This is a genomic window from Sorangium sp. So ce131 (assembly GCF_051519095.1).
In the GTDB taxonomy this organism is placed as follows: Bacteria; Myxococcota_A; Polyangia; order Polyangiales; family Polyangiaceae; genus Sorangium.
This window is the reverse complement of sequence record NZ_CP150455.1, coordinates 13,423,318-13,440,842: the sequence shown is the minus strand read 5'-3', so window position 1 is coordinate 13,440,842 and position 17,525 is coordinate 13,423,318. Positions and strand designations below refer to the sequence as shown.

Here is a 17,525-nt window from a genome sequence, read left to right as displayed (position 1 = left end):
CAGGCCGCCGGCCGCGTTTCGGTCACGTCTTTATCGAGCTCCGCGCTTCGGTGTGGACGAGGGGCTCGGCGGCCGCGGGCAGCAGCGCGTTCAGCCGGGCCACGTCCCGATCCAGGTCGAGCCGGCGCGCCCGCCGGCCTTCGTCCGACGGGAACACGAGCGCGTCGATCGCCGTCAGCGCGGCCGCCGCCACGCGCGCCGCGCCCTCGGGGTCGAGCAGGCCGAGCTCCAGCGCGTCGCTCGCCGCGCCGACGTACGTGTCGAAGAGGCGCACGCCGCCCACCGCGAGCTCCCGCCGCGCGGCGTGGGGGGTCGCGACCACGTCGTGGATGAAGATCGCTTTGACCACCTCCGGCGCGAGCTCGAGCATGCGCTGCCCGAAATGGATGTCGCCCTGACCGCTGTCGCCGACGAAGACGAAGTGGTACTCCGGATAAAGCCGCCGGTATTCGAGGAAGTTCTCGAGCTTCTTCTCCGCAATGGCGCGGTTGCCGAGCAGGCGCGTGAACGAGCCCGCGAGGATGGTCGCGGCGGGCTGGCCGCGCGCGGCGAGGGCCGCGATCGTCGCGTCCTCGACGAGGCCGAGGCGATCGCCGGGGCGCGCGGTGACGAAGATCAGGTCGCCGGGCTCGCCGGGCGTCGGCCCCGGGCCGCGGTCGAGCTCCGCGTAGAACTGGAGGACGCCGGGATAAACCGTCTTCGCCGGGTAACGGGTGTCCTTCCAGTTCGCATAGAAGGTGTCGTCGATGTCGGAGAGGATCTTGATCTCGCCTGTCGGGACCGCCTCGCGGGCGATGTGCTCGAGCAGCTCCTCGCGCAGGGCGTCGTCGTCGATGTCGCGATAGAAGAGCTGGTGGAGGTCGTGGTATCCGCCGCGGCGGTCGAGCGTGTTCTTGAGCCGCGTGAGCCCTTCGCCGCGCGTGCCGAGGAAGATGCGGCGCAGCGCCTGCTCGTCGCGGCGCCCGGTGCGGCCGCGCTGCAGCGCCGCCGCGAGCGCCGCCCGCGCGGGGATCCCGAGGTCGCCGAGGCGCTCCGCGGTCAGCAGATCGAGCAGCGCCGCGCGGTTGTCGGGGCCAAAGAGGCGATCGTCGACGTCGCCGAGCAACGCGCGCAGATCGAGCTGGAGCAGCAGGTGATCGAGCTCGAGGGCCGTCGACCCGGCGAGGATCTCCAGGATCCGCCGCTCGTCGTTCCGGTCGGTGTGGGAGGCCATGCGGCGCCGGATCTCGTCGAGCTTCGGCAGCGCCGACGGGACGGGCGCGTCGGAGGGGGTTTCGATCGCCATGGCGTCTCCGCACGATAACGGATCTGCCGCCCCCCTTTCAGCCGGCCTCGCCCGCCGGGCCCCGCGTCAGCGCGCGCCCCGGGCGCCGGGCGATCCGCCGCCGAGCTCGCGCGCGAGCTCGTTGAAGATGTCCTCCATGGGCGCCGCCGCGCCGCCGAGCGCGCGCAGGAAGCTCACCAGGTCGTCGGCGAGCAGGCGCGGTGGCACGCCGTAACGGTCGTCGGTCAGGTAGATCTCCGCTGTGCCCATCCGGTACGCGAGGAAGAAGCTCACCGTGGTTTCCACGTCGTGCCCGCGGTCTCGCTCGCGCTCTCGCGGCAGCATGTGATCCGGCAGCCGGGCGATCGTCACGAGCTCTGACGTGCCCTCCGCGCCGCGCGACGTCTTGCGGAGGACGCTGCTCCACGCGAGCGGCGCCACAAGGAGGACGCCCGTCTCCGGGAACGCCGCGGGCCACGGGACCCGCGACGGCAGCGGGTCTGGGTCGAGGAGGGCGAGCCCGTCGATGGCGGCATAAAGCGCCTCGATCTTCGGGTGGAGCGGCCCGCGTTTCGCCTCGAGCTCGGCCACCTCGCGCGGGCGGTCTCCGGCAATGGGCTTGACGGCGACGGACGCGCCGGCCCTCTGCCCGGCGGACGCCGCGCGCGCCCGCGCCAGCGCGCCGCGGAGCGTGGGGCTGATCCGCCCGTCGGCGAGCACGGGGTCCGGCGCGCCCGCCCACGGCGCGGGGCGGTCCGGGTCGAGGCAGGCATCGATGAGCTGCGCGAGCGCCCCCTCGACGGCGGGGTCGGCGCGGAGCGCGCGGCGCTCGATGAGCGGCTCGTACTGGAGCTCGGCGGCGATGCGGGCGACCTCCTTCCGCCCGCGCGCGCCGAAGCGCCGCTCGAAGGAGGCGCGATGGGCGTCCACCGACGCCTTGAGCGCGGGGAGCGCGGCGCGCACGAGCGCCTCGGTGTGCTCGCCGGAGAGGATCATCCCGAAGAGCATCCCGCCGCCGCGCTCCACCGCGATGAGGCCCGTCAGCACCGCGATGAACCGCGCCTGCGCCTCCGTGAATGAGAGCGCGTCCCCCGGCTGATGGCGCGCGAGCGCCTCCGTGAACCACGCAAGCACCCGTCCAGCACCATCCATGGTGCCCGGAGTCTACCGTGCTGGCCTGAAACCGAGCCTCGACCAGGAGGTCAAGCCGACGACGCCTCGCGCCGCCCGCGGACCCCTCCCCTCGCCACGTTCGTTATTGCAGTTCGTTGCAATCCGCGGGCCTGGCGTTCGCCGCACCTTCCCTCGAGGAGGATGCTGGCGTACCATCTCCTACGATGGTTCCTCCCACGGCGATCGCGTTCGATCTCGATGGCACGCTGATCGATAGCCGAGGCGACATCGTCGCGGCGGTGAACCACGCGCTGGAGGCGACCGGGCGTGCTCCGCTGCCAGGGCCGGTGATCGTGCGGTATGTGGGCGACGGCGCGCGGGCGCTGTGCGCGCGGGCGGCCAAGCTCCCGGAGTCGTCGGAGGGCGTCGACGAGCTCCTCCAGCACTTCCTCGCGTACTACCAGGAGCACCCGCTCGACTTCACCCGCTGGATGCCGGGGGCGCAGGAGACGCTCGAGAAGCTCTCGGACATCGCCGATCTCTCGCTCTGCCTCTGCACCAACAAGCCGCGCGCGACGACCGCCATGGTGCTCGCCGCGCTCGGGGTCCGCTCCCGGTTCCGCGCCGTCGTCGCGGGCGGCGACACCGCCGAGAACAAGCCGGCGCCCGACCCGCTGCTCCACCTCGCGCAGGTCCTCGACATCCACCCGGGCAGGATGGTGATGGTCGGCGACGGCCCCCAGGACATCGAGTGCGCCCGCCGCGCCGGCGCCAGGTCGATCGGCGTGCTCGGCGGCTTCGCCTCGGAGCAGGTGCTGCTCGACGCGCGGCCGGACGTGCTGCTCCGCAGCCTGCACGACGTGTGCGACGTCCTCCGCCGCTGGCGCGACGCCACCGTCCGGCTCTCCGCCGTCCGGTAGGTCGCGTGGCCCTCACAGGCCGCGGCGGGCAGCGCGCCCCCCCAGGCCGCGGCGGGCAGCGCGCCCCCCAGGCCGCGGCGGGCAGCGCGCCCCTAGGCCGCGACGCCCTCGGCGATTTCGCGGCCGAACGCGGTCGCGTTGAGGATCGCGCGCAGGCGCACGCGCGCCCGGTGCAGCCGCGACCGCACCGCGCTCTCGCTCACGGCGAGCTTCTGCGCGATCTCCTGGAGGCCGAGATCCTCGTGGTAGTGCGCCAGCACCACGTCCCGGTAGTCGTCCGGCAGCTCGCAGAGCGCCTCGCGGACGTACGCCTCCCGCTCCGCCGCGGACGCCGCGTCGTCCTCGCCGATCGTGCTGCGCATCGTCGGCAGGAGGCCGAGCTCCTCGAAATCGAGCCCCTCGACGATGCGGGCCCGCTGCCGCCGCTGCGACCGCATCAGCATCAGCGCCTCGTTCGCCGTCACCCGGAAGAGCCACGTCGTGAAGCTGGAGTCGCCCCGGAACGAGCGGATCGTCCGGACCACCTGCAGCAGCGTCGACTGGACCAGGTCGAGCCGGTCCTCGTCGGACACGGGGTACCGCGCGAGCTGCCGCTCCACGTGCGGACGGATGACGCGCGTGAGCTCGTCGAGCGACTCCCGGTCGCCCTCCTTCGCCTTGCAGATCACCTCGGCGAGCGGGCTCGCGCCCGCCGTCCGGCACGCCGGGCGCGACCCGACCGCGCCGGGCGGGGGGAGACCGCGTGACGCCGCGGGTGCCGCGGGCCTCGTGCTGGCGCTCGGAACATCGGTCGGAACGGCGGTCAGAGCCATGGGCCATCCTCTTCGTCGAGGGCGGTGCGTGCGCTTCCAGCGCACGCGCCCCGTTGGTGCGCTTCGGTCAGCGACGACCAGCAAACGCCTTGCCACGGCAAGCTCGACGGACGTGCGCGCCGCGTGCGCACCGCGTGCTCAGCCGGTATAAGCGGCCACCATGTCCAGCGACGCTCCGCGATGGGATCCCCCCCGAGGGAATGACCGCAACGCTCCAGCGCCGGCGGCGGCCCGGCCCTCCTCGTCCTCGCCCTCCTCGCCGCCCCGCGCGCTGGCGCACCCGCTGCCCGCCGGCATGCGCGACCTCCTCCCGGCGGAGGCCCGGCGCCGGCGCGCGCTCGCGAAGCGCGTGCTCGACCACTTCGTCCTTTACGGCTACGAGCCGGTCACGCTGCCCGCGTTCGAATTCGCCGAGGTGCTCGAGCGCGGCCTCGGCACCCTGGACGCCGCGGACGTCCTGCGCTTCATCGAGCCCGAGTCCGGCGAGGTGGCGGCGCTCCGCCCCGACATGACCCCGCAGATCGCGCGGCTCGTGGCGACCCGGCTCGCCGACGCGCCCCGGCCGATCCGCCTCTGTTACGAGGGCACCGTCCTCCGGCGGCGCCAGGGCCGGGCGCGGCGCCACCGGCAGATCCCGCAGGCCGGCGTCGAGCTGTACGGGATCGGCACGCTCGGCGGCGACCTCGAGATCCTCCGGCTCGCCGCCTCCTCCGTGCGGGAGGCCGGCCTCGATCGGTTCGTGGTCGACCTCGGCCACGCGATGATCGCGCGCGCGCTGCTCGACGCCGTCCCGAAGGGGCTCGCGCCCGAGCTCTCCGAGGTGCTCGAGCAGAAGGACACGTCGCGCCTCGCCGCCGTGCTCGCGAGCCCGCGGGCCACCGACGTCGCGCCCCGCATCGCGGCCGCCATCGCCGCGCTCCCGGACCTCGCGGGCGGCGGCGCGGCCGACCCGGACGGCGCCCTCGTGTTCGACCGCGCCGCGCAGCTGCTCTCGGGCACGCCCGCCGAGGCGCCGCTCGCCGAGCTGCGCGCGCTCTGGGACGCGGCCCGCGCGGGCCCCGAGCTCGGCCCGGCGCTCCGCGTCGACCTCGGCGAGCTGCGCGGCCTGGAATACTATACCGGCGCAATTTTCCATGTGCTCGCCGACGGCCCCGGGGAGCCGATCGCGGCGGGCGGGCGTTACGACGACCTGCTCTCCCGGTTCGGCCTGCCGATCCCGGCGGTCGGCTTCGCGCTGAGCCTCGACGCGCTGGCCTGGGCGCGCGACGCCGCAGGCGCGGCGGACGATCCGGCGCCGCGGGTGCTGCTCGCGGTGGCGCCGGAGCGGGCCGAGCCGCTCGCGGCGGCCCTGCGGCGGCGCGGCGTCCCGGTCGTGGCGCACCCCCTGGACCAGGATCCCGAGGGGTACGCGGCGTCCTGGCGCTTCTCGCACCTCGTGCGCGAGCGGGATGGGGCGCTCGTGGTGGAGGCGGCGCCGGGCGGCGACGCGGCGCGGGCCGGGGGCGCGGGCGCGGCGCTTCCGGGCCTCGACGACGAGGCGGCCGCCCAGGCGATCGCGCTGAAGACGGGGGCAGGTCGTCCGGGTGACAAGTAGACGCTCGCTAGGCACGCGAGCCTGGGGTAAAGGCGAGCGGGACCCGGAAGGAACCGCTCGGGCTGACGAGCGGGCACAACACGGGCCATGGGACCCGGGAGGAGCTTCGGAATGACCGCGATCGTGATCGTCGGCGCGCAATGGGGCGACGAGGGCAAGGGAAAGGTCGTCGACCTGTACACGGAGAGCGCCGACCTCGTGGTGCGCTACGCCGGCGGGCCGAACGCCGGTCACACGCTGGTGGTGGGCCAGGAGAAGCTCATCGTGCGGCTCATCCCGAGCGGCATCCTCCGCCAGAACGCCCGCTGCGTGATGGCGCAGGGCATGGTGGTCGATCCGGGGGTGCTCGTCTCCGAGATCGACGCGGTCGAGGCGCGGGGCTGCTCGACCGAGGGGCGGCTGTTCGTCTCGGATCGCGCGCACCTGATCCTCCCGTTCCACCCGCTCGTCGACTCGCTGCGCGAGGCGGCGGCGGCGGCCGGCGAGCGGCTCGGGACGACGAAGCGCGGCATCGGCCCCTGTTACGAGGACAAGGCGGCGCGGCGCGGGGCGCGGCTCGGCGACCTGCGCGACATGAAGCGGCTCGCGGGCCTCATCGCGCGCTCGCTCGAGGCGTGGACGCCGACGCTGCGCGCGCTCGGCGGCGAGCCCCCCGCGCTCGACGCGATCCTCGAGGAGCTCGCGCCGCTCGCGAAGCGCATCACGCCGCTGCTCGCCGACACGTCGCAGCTCATCGACGGCGCGCTCCGCCGCGGCGAGCGGGTGCTCCTGGAGGGGGCGCAGGGGACGCTGCTCGACATCGATCACGGCACGTTCCCGTTCGTCACGTCGTCGTCGGCGATCGCCGGGGGCGCGTGTGTGGGGGCCGGCGTCGGCCCGACGCGCATCCGCCGGGTGCTCGGCCTGGCGAAGGCGTACTGCACACGCGTGGGTGAAGGTCCGTTCCCGACGGAGCTCGGCGGCGCGCTCGGCGAGCGGCTGCGGTCGGTCGGCGGGGAGTACGGCTCGGTGACCGGCCGCCCGCGGCGGACCGGCTGGCTGGATCTGCCGGCGCTGCGGTACGCGGCGCGTGTGAACGGCCTCGACGGCATCGCGCTGACCAAGCTCGACGTGCTGACGGGCATGCCGGAGCTCAAGGTGTGCGTCGCCTACGACACGCCGTCGGGGCGGACGCGGGAGTTCCCGATCGACGAGCTCGCGACGTCGAAGCCGGTGCTCGAGCCGGTGACCGAGTGGAGCGAGTCGATCGACGCCGCCCGCTCGATGAGCGAGCTGCCGGCGGCGGCGCGGCAGTACGTGGAGCTCGTCGAGAAGGAGACGGGCGTGCCGGTGGACGTGGTCTCGGTCGGCGCGGAGCGCGACGCGACCATCGTGCGGCGCAACGCGTTCGCCTGAGCGCGGCGAGGCGCGCGCGGGCGCAGCGCGCGAGCGCCGACGCAGCGGAGCGCCGGCGCGGCCGGGCGATCGGCGCGGCGGGGCGGGCGATCGGCGCGGCCGGGTGGCCGGGCCGATCGCCGCGGCCGGATGGCCGGGCCGATCGCCGCGCCGGGCGCGCGAGGGGTGATCAGGGCCAGCGGCGCTCGCGCTTGAGGTGATCGCGCACGGCGAGGATGCCCGCCTCGTCCATGGCGTCGAGCGCGGCGTTGCGCTCCGGGGACAGGGGGATGCCGAGCAGCTCGCAGAGGTCGCGCACGCCGCCGCGCAATCCCTCGGCGCGGCCCTCGTTGCGCCCTTCCAGCCGCCCGGCTTCCAGCACGGCGTCGAGGCCTGCGTACCCCTTACGCTGCAGCAGGTTGCGGAGCGTCGCCTCGTGCGCCGCTTCGCGGTCGTAGAGGGCCTCGACGGGAACCGGGTTTTTCAGGACGCCCGGCGCCTCCAGCGCCTCGCCGGGGAGCGCCACGCGGGTGGGCTGCTGGAGCTTGCGCCCGCGGGCGAGGGGCACCGGGGGCGCCGGCGCCTCGCGCTCCGGCGTGGACGGCGCGGACGGCGCGGCCTCGTAGACTTCCACGCGCCGGGCGCCGTGCAGGCGGACGACCCAGATCCAGCGCGTCCCTGCGGCCAGCAGCTCGCCAATCTTGCGCTGCAGCTCCACCTCGTCCTGGCCCGTGTCCGCGTACTCCACGGCGAGCGGCGGCGCCGTGGTGGCCCAGCCCGGCTCGTCGGCGATGGGTCCGACCGCGATGTCCGGGGCCCGCAGCATGTTCGGCTGCGGCGATACGCCGAGGTCCACGCCGGCGGCCTCGACCGCCGGGTCGGTCTCCAGCACCCCGCCGCCGACCAGGTTGCTGCGGGCGCCGCGGCGGCCCGTCGGCATCAGCTCGATCGGGCGCCCCTCGGACAGTTCGTAGGGGTCGCCGGGGCGGATCTGGTCGGCGGTGACGGGATGATGAGGCGGTGCGCTCATGGGATATTTCATACCCAGAAAGTTCCGGGTACGCGCCCGCGCTCATCTTGATTTGTGCGGCGACGGCGCCGGACGTGTCGAAGCGGCGTGCGTCAGCCGCCGCCCGGCGTGCGGGAGCCGCTGCCCTGGGTGCCGGTGCCCCCGCCCGGCGTACCGCTTCCGCCGCCCGGCGTACCGCTTCCGCCGCCCGGCGCGCGGGTTCCGCTGCCGCCCGGCGTCCCGCTTCCGCCCTGGGTGCCGCTGCCGCCCGGCGTCCCGCTGCCACCGCCGTACGGGGTGCCCGTGCCTCCGGTCGGCGGTGTCGCGTGGCTGCCGCCCTGGGTGCCGCTGCCGCCCTGCATGCCGCTGCCGCCGTGCGTCCCGCTGCCGCCCTGGGTGCCGCTGCCGCCCTGGGTGCCGCTGCCGCCTTGCGTGCCGCTGCCGCCCTGCGTGCCGGTCCCGCCGCCCGGCGAGCCCCACTCCTGGCTGCCGCCCGGCGTGCCTGCGCCAGGTCCACCGAGCGACCCTCCGCCCGGTGTTGCGCCGGTGCCCGGACTCGCGCCTTCGGGCGAGCCCGGCGTCCCGCTGCCGTTCATCGGCTCTCCGCTGCCAGCCTGCCCGGTACCCGGCGAGCTCGTCTGCTCGCCGCTCCTGCTCCCCCCGCAGGCCACGAGCGGAATCGCGACCAACGCCACCAGAAACATGCTTCGCATGATGTGTCCCCCACGTCGTCTGCGTTCGCGGCTCGTGCCGAGCCGCCGGCGATGCGGACGCGTCCGTGCACACGAGGGCCGCCCCAGGCCCGGCGCCACGTCCCGCGCGACATGCTGGGGCCGGGGCTGCACCTCGGGATCGAGACGACGCCGCAACGGCGCATCGGGCCACGCCCGATCGCGCGCCGCAGCGCTGTCAAGACGCGGGCAGGCCTCCTGAGCTCAAGGGACACGCCGCGCCGAGCATTGCCCGCCCCTTGCATACGGCCAGGACGACCTGTGAGCGCGGAGCACGCAGCAGCGCGGCCGCTCGCCGCGCGGTCGCGGTCCCGCGCGGTCGTGCGGTCGTCGTGCGGTCGTGTCGAAGAGGGGGTGAGCCATGCGCGAGAGGTACCGGAATCCAGTCGTCGTGATCACGGGCGCGTCGAGCGGCATCGGCCGCGCAACGGCGCTGGCGTTCGCCGAGCGCGGGGCCGCGGTCGTGCTGTCGGCCAGGCGCGAGCAGCCGCTGCGCGACGTCGCCGCCGCGTGTGAGCAGGCCGGGGGCAAGGCCCTCGTCGTGCCCGCCGACGTCACGAACGAGGCCGCCGTCGTCGAGATCGCGCGGCGCGCCGCCGACGCCTTCGGCCGGCTCGACGTGTGGGTCAACAACGCGGCCGTCACGCTCTTCGGCCTGTTCGAGCAGACGCCCTCCGAGCCCTACCGGCGCGTCATCGAGACCAACCTGTTCGGCTACATCCACGGCGCCCGCGCCGCCCTGGCCCAGTTCCGGCGACAAGGCTCGGGCGTGCTCATCAACGTCGCGTCGATGGTGTCCAAGATCCCGGAGCCCTACATCAGCGCCTACGTCGCCTCGAAGCATGCCATCCGCGGCTTCTCCCAGAGCCTCCGTCAAGAGCTCGCGGTGCTCCACGCCCGCGACATCCACGTCTGCACCGTCATGCCAGCGACCATCGACACACCGCTCTTCCAGCACGCCGGCAACTACACGGGACGTGCGCCCCGGGCGATGCCGCCGGTGTATCCCCCTGAACGCGTGGCGCGGACCATCGTTCGTCTGGCACGCACGCCCCGGCGGGAGATCTACGTGGGGAGCTCGGCCCCGCAGCTCGCCTTGCTGTCGTTCCTGGCGCCCGGCCTCGCCGAGCGCCTGCTCGCGCGGAGCGTGGACAGGCTGCACCTGCACCACGGCCGCACGGCGTATGCGACGAACGGGAACCTGTTCACGCCCATGGTCGAGGGGACCGCCGCGACCGGCGGATGGAAGCCGCGCAGAGAGCGGCGATTCCTGCGCGCCGCGGCCGTCGGTCTGGCCGCGCTCGCGCCCGCCCTGCTGGGCTTCCTGTGGCTCCGTCCCAGGCTCAGCGCCTGAGCCGAACGTGTGCAACCGCCGCCAGGGGCCAGATCGCGCTGTCGCAAAACGACACACTCGCTTCGACCAGGCGCGCCCGCAGACCGGCGCGCGCTCCATGAAATCGGCGCTGGCCTCGGTTGCGGAGCGCCGCACCGGCTCTAGGGTTCGCCCGAGGAGCCATGTCCGGTCGACGTGGTGTACACATCGAGAGCCCGCACCTCCAAGGTCTATCTCCTCGACGCCGCGGTGGAGCTCGGGATCGCCGGAGCATGGCTGTTCTCGACGGCCAGACGTCCCGGAGGCCTTCCGTCCTGATGCGTCGGATCGCCGCGCCGTGATGGTCCAAGGAAGGTCAATCGACAAACCGTTGAGGTCGCAATGAGCGAACGAAAGAAGCTTGCAGGCAAGCGCGTCGCAGCGCTGGTGGCGGACGGATTCGAGCAGATCGAGCTGACGGCGCCGATGAAGGCGCTCCGCGCCGCGGGTGCGACGGTGGACGTCGTCTCCCTGCGGCGCGGCAAGATCCGCGGGATGAACCTCCACGAGCCCGGCGCGAGGGTGCGCGTCGACCGGACGATCGCCGAGGTCGATCCGTCCGAATACGACGCCCTGCTCTTGCCGGGTGGGTTCATCAACCCCGATCTCCTCCGGCAGAGCGAGGAGGCGCGCCAGCTCGTGCGCGCGTTCGACGATCTGCGCAAGCCGATCGCGACCATCTGCCACGGTCCCTGGCTGCTGGCGTCGGCGGGGCTCCTGAGCGGGAGGCAGCTCGCCTCGTGGCCCGGGATCCGCGACGACGTCGTGCACGCCGGCGGCGTCTGGCGCGACGAGGAGGTGGTGCGCGACGGCAACTGGATATCGAGCCGTGGGCCGCAGGACCTGCCTGCGTTCGTGCGCGAGGTGCTCGAGCTGTTCGCCGAGGCCGCCCCGATCCACGCCGCCGCGTCGCCGCTCGCTGCCCAGTCGGCCCCGCCGCGCAAGTCGCCCCCGCTCGCGGCGCTCAGCGCCACGGCCTTCATGCCGAGGCCGCCCACGGCGCGGCGGCTCCTGAGCGGCGCGGCCACCGTGTTGGCCGTGGGTGGACTCGCCCTCTTCGCCCTGCGCCGGGCGTCCGCCTGAGGCCGCGCGCGCCGCGGAGAGCCCCCCGAGACACGGCCCCAGCAGAGACGCCGTCTCCCTGACGGCGCCTGTCGCACGCAGCGCAACGCCACGAGCGCGCCTCCCGCCGGGGAACGATCGGGTCGCGCCCCGGCGGCGGTGGGAGACAGGCCTCTCCCGACGCGCCGCGCCTCTCCCGACGAGCCGGCACGCGTGATGACGCGGCGGGAGAGCCCGCGCGGCCTCGGTGGCTTGATCCACTTTCTTGTGAGACGCCGTCTGACAGAACCGCTACGCTGCTCGCAGCGCGTGTCGTAGGGACGACGCGCGGAGGAGCGAGCATGAGCCGCGACGAGAGCGATTGGACGTCCGGACCGAGCGGGCGCGCCGTGGACTGGATGTCCAGAGACAGCGGCTGGGAAGCATCGGGCACGGCAGACGGGCGCCGCCAGCTCGATGGGATCGCGTTGCCAGGTGGGGCATCCACGCACACCGAGCCCCATGTCGACTACAGGGCGGAGAACGCCGCGCTGCGCGCCCGGGTCGAGGCGCTGGAGGCGGAGCTGGCCAGTCGGCGCGGCGACCGCGGGCGCGACGGAGCGCCAGGGAGCGTGTCGTCCGCGAGCGCGCTCGCGCCGCTCGCGCTCGGGGCCACGTGGGTTCCGGCGCTGATCCACTGGCGCATCGATGGAGCGGTGACGCGCTGGAACGAGGGCGCCGCGCGCATCTTCGGCTGGAGCGAGGCCGAGGCCGTCGGCCGCCGGCTCTCCGAGCTCGTGGCCGCGGATCCGGTGACGCCCCGGGCGGCGCAGGCGTTCGATCACGATCGCGCCGAGGGCCTCTTCGCGACGATCACGAGCGAGGGCAGGACGCGCGATGGAGACGCGATCACGTGCCGGTGGACCTACGCCGTGCTGCGCGGAGACGGGAGCGACGCGCGAGAGATCGCGGCCATCGTGGATGAGGCCAGCGATCCGCGGCAAAGGGAGCGCCTGCTGGAGGAGCGGTATCAACTGCTCCTGCAGCTCGTGGACAACTCGCCGAGCACCATCTTCGTCAAGGACGCGGAGGGGCGCTATGTGTTCCTCAACCGCTATTATGCCCGCACGCTCGGGCGGCACATCCTCGAGGTCCTCGGCAAGACGGACCATGAGGTCAACGCCGTGATCCCCGGCGTCGCCGAGCAGATCGGCGCGAAGGAGCGGGAGGTGCTCACGAGCGGCCGGGTGATGCAGTACGACGAGACCGCGCTGATCGACGGGGCTCCTCGTCACTTCGTCTCGGTCAAGTTCCCGGTCCACAACGAGATCGGGGAGGCGGTCGGCGTCGGCGGCATCGTGACGGAGGTCACCGCCCTGAAGCGCGCGGAGGCCGAGCGGGCCGCGCTGCAGGAGACGATCATCGCCACGCAGCAGGAGGCCCTCCGGGAGCTGTCGACGCCGCTCATCCCGCTCGCCGACGGCGTCCTGGCGATGCCGCTCGTGGGGACGGTCGACAGCGCGCGCGCGGGGCAGATCATGGAGACGTTGCTCGCCGGCATCAGCAGCCAGCGCGCCCACACCGCGATCCTGGACATCACCGGCGTGCGCGCCATCGACATGCACGTCGCCGACGCGCTGACGCAGACCGCGCGCGCCGCCCAGCTGCTCGGCACACGCGTGGTGCTCACGGGCATCCGCCCGGAGGTGGCGAGGTCCCTGGTCGAGCTCGGCGCGGACCTCTCCGGCATCATCACGCTGGGCACCTTGCAGAGCGGCATCGCCCACGCCCTCCGGCCCACCGAGCGCCCGCGCGCTCACCGCTGACCGAGCGCCCGCGCGTTCACCGCTGACCGAGCGCCCGCGCGCTCACCGCTGACCGAGCGCCCGCGCGCTCACCGCTGACCGAGCGCCCGCGCGTTCACCGCTGACCGCCCCTGGTTCCATGGTAAAGAGCATGACGCCACGGGGTCGCGGGGGCTCCAGATTGAAAGAAATAAACCCTCTCTGCCCTCCGTGACACCTCGGCTTCTCTCAACGAGACCGGGCGACGCCATCCCGCGCGACGAGGCGAGAGCGCCCCGGCGCGCGGCCCGCAGAGGAGATCTGGTATGTGGACGAAGACCCGTGTTACCGGCGCGCTGGGCATCGAGCTCCCGATCCTCCAGGGCCCCTTCGGCGGCGGCCACTCGACGGCCGCGCTCGCGGCGGCGGTCTCGAACGCCGGCGGGCTCGGCTCGTTCGGGGCGGTGAACCTCCCGCCGGAGGACATCGAGCGCACGGTGCAGGACATCGCCGGGCGCACGTCGAGGCCGTTCGCGCTCAACCTCTGGGTGCCCATTCCGGGCCAGGACGACGCGCACGTCTCGGAGCCCGAGCTCGCGCGCATCGCCGGGCGCCTCCGCCCCTACTTCGAGCAGCTCGGCCTCGCCGAGCCGCGGATGCCCGACCGGTTCGCCCCGCGCTTCGAGGCGCAGGCGGAGGCGCTGATCAAGGCCCGCCCCCCCGCCTTCAGCTTCGTCATGGGCGTGCCGGACCGCGCGATCCTGGCGGCCGCCAGGGCGCGCGGCATCAAGACCCTCGGCACCGCCACCACGGTCGAGGAGGCGGCGGCGCTCGCGGACGCCGGCGTCGATGTCGTCGTCGCCTCCGGGAGCGACGCCGGCGGCCACCGCGGCTCGTTCCTCCGGCCCGTCGAGGCGTCGCTGGTCGGCACCATGTCGCTCGTGCCCCAGGTCGCGGCCGCGGTGGGCGTCCCGGTCGTCGCCGCCGGCGGCATCGCCGATGGCAGGGGCATCGCGGCGGCGCTCGCCCTCGGCGCCGAGGGCGTCCAGATCGGCTCGGCGTTCCTGGCGACGCCGGAGTCCGGCGCGCCGGCGGTCCACAAGGAGCTCCTCGGGACCCCGCGAGCGCGGGTGACCCGACTCACCCGGGTGTTCTCCGGGCGCCACGCGCGAGGCATCGAGAACGAGCTCATGCTCGCCCTCGCCGATCACCTCGACGAGATCCTCCCCTACCCCGCGCAGAACTGGCTCACGTCGCCGCTGCGCCGCGCCGCCGGCGCCGCCGGCAGGGCCGATCTGCTCGCGCTCTGGGCCGGCCAGAACGCCGCCTCGGCGCGCCGGCTGCCCGCGGCCGAGCTGCTCCGGACGCTCGTCGAGGAGACGGACCACGTCCTCCGCGACCCGCGCCTCCGGCCGCGCGCCGCGCCACCCGCCGTATGACCAGGGCGGCCGCGGCGCGAGCGCCGGAGCGAGCTTCACTCATCCGATTCCTGATTGCGGATGTACATGGCCCCGTGTACTCCCCCGCGCCCACCACCGCCGGGATGTCATCGCGATCACAACACATGCCGAAGATCACGTCTTCGCCATGTGGAATGGACTATTATGTTCTTATGGCAGACAGCGCGTACACATTTTCAGGGGCCGAGCGTGAGCGAGAGCTGGAGCGCCTGAGGCGGATCGAGGACGTCGCCGATCCTGCGAGCTGGCACCTGCTCAAGGCGTCCGGGATGGGTCCTGGATGGAGCTGCCTTGAGGTGGGCGCGGGCGCGGGCTCGATCGCCGCCTGGATGGCGGAGCGCGTGGGCAGCGAGGGCGAGGTCGTCGCGATCGATCTCGACGCCGGGTTCCTCGACGCGACCCAGCTGCCGGGCGTCCGGATCATCGAGGGCGACATCCGAGAGCTCAATCTCCACGCGGCTCGGTTCGACGTGGTGCACGCCCGCTACGTGCTCGTCCACAGCCCGGATTACGAGGCGCTGCTCGACGCCATGGTGGCCGCGCTGAAGCCCGGCGGCCGCCTCGTCGTCGAGGAGCCCGACTTCACCGCGGCGAAAGGCGCGTCCGGCGCGGATATCGAGGCCTTCGAGCGGGTCAATCGGTCGATCGTCGCGATGTTCGAGGCGGGCGGCAAGGATCCGGGGATCGGCCTGCGACTGCCCGCGCTCCTGACCGCGCGAGGGCTCGCCCTCGAGCTCGTCGAGACCGAGGTCCCGCTGTGCCATGGGGGCCACGCGCTCGCCGAGATCATGAGTCTGTCGGCCGTCCAGCTCCGCGACAAGTACCTCGCGACCGGGCTCGTCAGCGAGGAAGATCTCGCCGGTTATGCCCGCTTCGCGGCCGATCCGAGGGCGTGGGGCATTTACTACGGCGCCGTCGGCGTCGTGGCCCGCCAGCCGGCGAAGACCGCGCCGCCTTCCGCGTACACCCCGCACGCGGGCTGAGTCCCGTCCAGGCGCGCCGAGCGCCGGCGCACCCGCGCGTCGATCCTGCGACAGCGCCGCTCGCCCTGGCCAGCGGCGCCGGCGACTCTCCACGTTCGATACGCGCTCGACGCGCTCGACACGCTCCACGCGCTCCAGGCGCTCCACGCGCGCAGCGTTCGATTCCGTTCATCGACGGGGCGGTGTGGCAGCTCCGCGGGGGGCCGTCGCGCTCGGCGGAGGTTTCGGCCGATCCTGCGCGCCTCTGGGCCATGAAACTTTGATGCGCTCGCGGCTTGCGTCTCCCGGCGCTGGTTCAAGATAGGTGACGGGGCGGGCCAGGCATCACCGCCGAGCGCTCCTGCGCCGGACCCGCTTCCGTCATCGACATGGGGGGATTATGAGCATTCGAGTCGATTCTCTTCGTTTTGCATGGTTGGCAGCTCTCTGGGTGGGCGGGGCCGGCGCCTGCTCCATCGCGGCGGACGACGGCGAGCCGGAGGCGGCGGACTGGGACGTTCCGGAGGAGGCGGTCGACTCCGCCGCGCAGGCGTTCACGCTGGCGAGCCCCGAGCTCGCCGCCGTGCTCACGGCGTTCCACGCGCTCGAGATCACGGAGGCGCAGATCGCCCTGACCCGCGCGACAGACCAGTACGTCCGCGAGTTCGCCCAGACGATGCTCGATCACCACACCGCCGCGGGCCAGCAGCTCGCGGCCACGCTCGCGCAGCTCGGCATGACGCCGCTGGACAACCCGATCAGCCTGGCGCTGATCGACCAGGCGACGCAGGACAAGCTGCGCCTCGAGGGGCTGACGGGGGACGCCTTCGACTGGACGTACATCAACCTCCAGATCCAGGTGCACCGCGAGTTCCTCGGCGAGATCCAGGAGCAGCTCGCCGTCGTCGGGCCCGAGCTCCAGCCCGGGATCTCCCACCTCGTTCCGGACATCCGGTCGGCCGCGTCGCAGCACCTCGCGTTCGCGACATCGCTCCTGTCGCTCGTCGACACCCGCTACGTGCCGGAGTCTCGTTATCCTTCAGGATACTACTCTCCTGGGTACTCGCCCGGTGTGCCGTACTCCCCGCCCGGCGCGCCGTACTCCCCGCCCGGCGCGCCGTATTACGGCTACAGGGGCACCGCGCCGTACTCTCCCTACGGGTCGCCGGTTTATGGTTATTACGGCCGCAGCACGCCGTACAGCCCGGCGCCGTACCCGTACTCTCCCTATCCGGGTTATCCTGGCTTCCGCCCGTGAGCCGCCGGCGCGAGCGGGCGGACGGGCAGCTTACAGCCGCCGCCGCGCCCGCCCGCGATCCGGGATGACGGCGTGGATCTCCGCCTCGCTGAAGCCGGCCGCCTTGTAGAGGCGCTTCAGGTGGACGAGCTCGATGTGCGCGCTCTTCGCCACCGCCGCGCGGATGCGATCGAGCACGCTCAGCCGCTCGAGCGGGAGCCGCGTCGCCTCGACCGTCGAGCGCAGCGCCGCGGCGGCCGACTTCACCTCGGCCGCCGCCGCCTGCGCCTTGTCCAGGCTGAGCTTCGGGTGGATCCCCGAGCCGAGCAGCTGCGCGAGCACCTCCAGGCGGTCCGGCTGCCCCGTGAGGTCGCCGTCCTCGTGGTCCGCGAAGTAGGCCATCCCGCCGGGGAACAGGATGGACAGCGCGGGGTCGGCGGTGGGGCGCCCGACGGCGTTCCAGACGTCGTCGGCCACCTTGGCGAGCGCGTCGTCGGCGCGCGCGGACTCGGCCTCGACCTTGGCGAGCAGCGGCTCCGCCTCGGCGCGCGCGGCGTTGCGCTGGGCCTCGACGCCGTCGAAGAGCGTCAGCACGGGCACGAGCCGCTGCTCCGCGAGCTCGCGCAGGGACCCGCCCTTCGCCGAAGCGGTGTGGAGCGTCGCGCGCACGTCACCGATGATGTCGTCCGCTGGCGCGTCCTTGCGAATCACCTCGCCCATGATGTCGATCCTCCTCGGCCGCGAGGCAGGAGGGCTGCGGAGTCCGGCGCACTACGGCCCGCGAACGCCCCCCGTCGGCGCTGTCACCTCGGGCACCATAACGGAGCATCGCCCGCGCGATCAACCGGATCG

General features: G+C 73.7%; 15 protein-coding genes. 9 read left to right on the top strand and 6 right to left on the bottom strand.

Features of this window, described 5'->3' with window-relative positions; translation table 11 throughout:
• Positions 1 to 22: 22 nt before the first annotated feature.
• Both WMF43_RS48915 and WMF43_RS48910 read right to left on the bottom strand, forming a co-directional pair.
• A complete protein-coding gene (locus tag WMF43_RS48915) occupies positions 23 to 1,285 on the bottom strand; it encodes a phosphatase domain-containing protein (RefSeq protein WP_437675770.1) in 1,263 nt (420 codons plus the stop codon).
• A 66-nt stretch (positions 1,286 to 1,351) separates the two neighbouring features.
• Positions 1,352 to 2,416, bottom strand: a complete 1,065-nt coding sequence (locus WMF43_RS48910) for a hypothetical protein (protein WP_437675769.1) — start codon at positions 2,414 to 2,416, stop codon at positions 1,352 to 1,354.
• 185 nt (positions 2,417 to 2,601) lie between these two features.
• Here WMF43_RS48910 and WMF43_RS48905 point away from each other — a divergent pair, with 185 nt between their 5' ends.
• A complete protein-coding gene (locus WMF43_RS48905) occupies positions 2,602 to 3,297 on the top strand; it encodes an HAD family hydrolase (protein ID WP_437675768.1) in 696 nt (231 codons plus the stop codon).
• Between the two features lie 92 nt (positions 3,298 to 3,389).
• Here the strand turns inward: WMF43_RS48905 and WMF43_RS48900 are convergent, their stop codons facing one another.
• Positions 3,390 to 4,109 carry an RNA polymerase sigma factor gene (locus tag WMF43_RS48900; RefSeq protein ID WP_437675767.1) on the bottom strand — a complete coding sequence of 240 codons (720 nt, stop codon included), beginning with the start codon at positions 4,107 to 4,109 and terminating at the stop codon, positions 3,390 to 3,392.
• 160 nt (positions 4,110 to 4,269) lie between these two features.
• Between WMF43_RS48900 and hisZ the strand changes: the two genes are divergently transcribed.
• Both hisZ and WMF43_RS48890 read left to right on the top strand, forming a co-directional pair.
• Entirely contained in the window at positions 4,270 to 5,703 is a 1,434-nt protein-coding gene (gene hisZ / locus WMF43_RS48895; protein WP_437675766.1) for an ATP phosphoribosyltransferase regulatory subunit, read from the top strand.
• A gap of 111 nt (positions 5,704 to 5,814) precedes the next feature.
• Positions 5,815 to 7,098 (top strand): adenylosuccinate synthase, encoded by a 1,284-nt coding sequence (locus tag WMF43_RS48890; protein WP_437675765.1) that lies wholly within the window; start codon positions 5,815 to 5,817, stop codon positions 7,096 to 7,098.
• A 169-nt stretch (positions 7,099 to 7,267) separates the two neighbouring features.
• On the opposite strand, the gene WMF43_RS48885 is transcribed toward WMF43_RS48890, so the two are convergent.
• Together WMF43_RS48885 and WMF43_RS48880 are read right to left on the bottom strand one after the other, a co-directional pair.
• A complete protein-coding gene (locus tag WMF43_RS48885; RefSeq protein ID WP_437675764.1) occupies positions 7,268 to 8,107 on the bottom strand; it encodes a Uma2 family endonuclease in 840 nt (279 codons plus the stop codon).
• 92 nt (positions 8,108 to 8,199) lie between these two features.
• A complete protein-coding gene (locus tag WMF43_RS48880; protein WP_437675763.1) occupies positions 8,200 to 8,799 on the bottom strand; it encodes a hypothetical protein in 600 nt (199 codons plus the stop codon).
• Between the two features lie 379 nt (positions 8,800 to 9,178).
• Here WMF43_RS48880 and WMF43_RS48875 point away from each other — a divergent pair, with 379 nt between their 5' ends.
• The 6 genes from WMF43_RS48875 (at position 9,179) to WMF43_RS48850 (ending at position 16,694) form a co-directional block, all read left to right on the top strand.
• Positions 9,179 to 10,171: an SDR family oxidoreductase gene (locus WMF43_RS48875; RefSeq protein ID WP_437675762.1), complete on the top strand. Its 993-nt coding sequence runs from the start codon at positions 9,179 to 9,181 to the stop codon at positions 10,169 to 10,171.
• Positions 10,172 to 10,531: 360 nt separating this feature from the next.
• Positions 10,532 to 11,272: a type 1 glutamine amidotransferase domain-containing protein gene (locus tag WMF43_RS48870; RefSeq protein WP_437675761.1), complete on the top strand. Its 741-nt coding sequence runs from the start codon at positions 10,532 to 10,534 to the stop codon at positions 11,270 to 11,272.
• Between the two features lie 320 nt (positions 11,273 to 11,592).
• The gene (locus WMF43_RS48865) at positions 11,593 to 13,056 is read left to right on the top strand and encodes a PAS domain-containing protein (RefSeq protein ID WP_437675760.1); all 1,464 of its coding nucleotides are present in this window, start codon (positions 11,593 to 11,595) and stop codon (positions 13,054 to 13,056) included.
• 284 nt (positions 13,057 to 13,340) lie between these two features.
• The gene (locus WMF43_RS48860) at positions 13,341 to 14,453 is read left to right on the top strand and encodes an NAD(P)H-dependent flavin oxidoreductase (RefSeq protein WP_437675759.1); all 1,113 of its coding nucleotides are present in this window, start codon (positions 13,341 to 13,343) and stop codon (positions 14,451 to 14,453) included.
• Between the two features lie 173 nt (positions 14,454 to 14,626).
• Positions 14,627 to 15,457 carry a class I SAM-dependent methyltransferase gene (locus WMF43_RS48855; protein ID WP_437675758.1) on the top strand — a complete coding sequence of 277 codons (831 nt, stop codon included), beginning with the start codon at positions 14,627 to 14,629 and terminating at the stop codon, positions 15,455 to 15,457.
• A gap of 415 nt (positions 15,458 to 15,872) precedes the next feature.
• A complete protein-coding gene (locus WMF43_RS48850; protein WP_437675757.1) occupies positions 15,873 to 16,694 on the top strand; it encodes a DUF4142 domain-containing protein in 822 nt (273 codons plus the stop codon).
• A gap of 30 nt (positions 16,695 to 16,724) precedes the next feature.
• Here WMF43_RS48850 and WMF43_RS48845 read toward each other — a convergent pair whose 3' ends face one another.
• A complete protein-coding gene (locus tag WMF43_RS48845; protein WP_437675756.1) occupies positions 16,725 to 17,393 on the bottom strand; it encodes a hypothetical protein in 669 nt (222 codons plus the stop codon).
• Between the last annotated feature and the right edge of the window lie 132 nt (positions 17,394 to 17,525).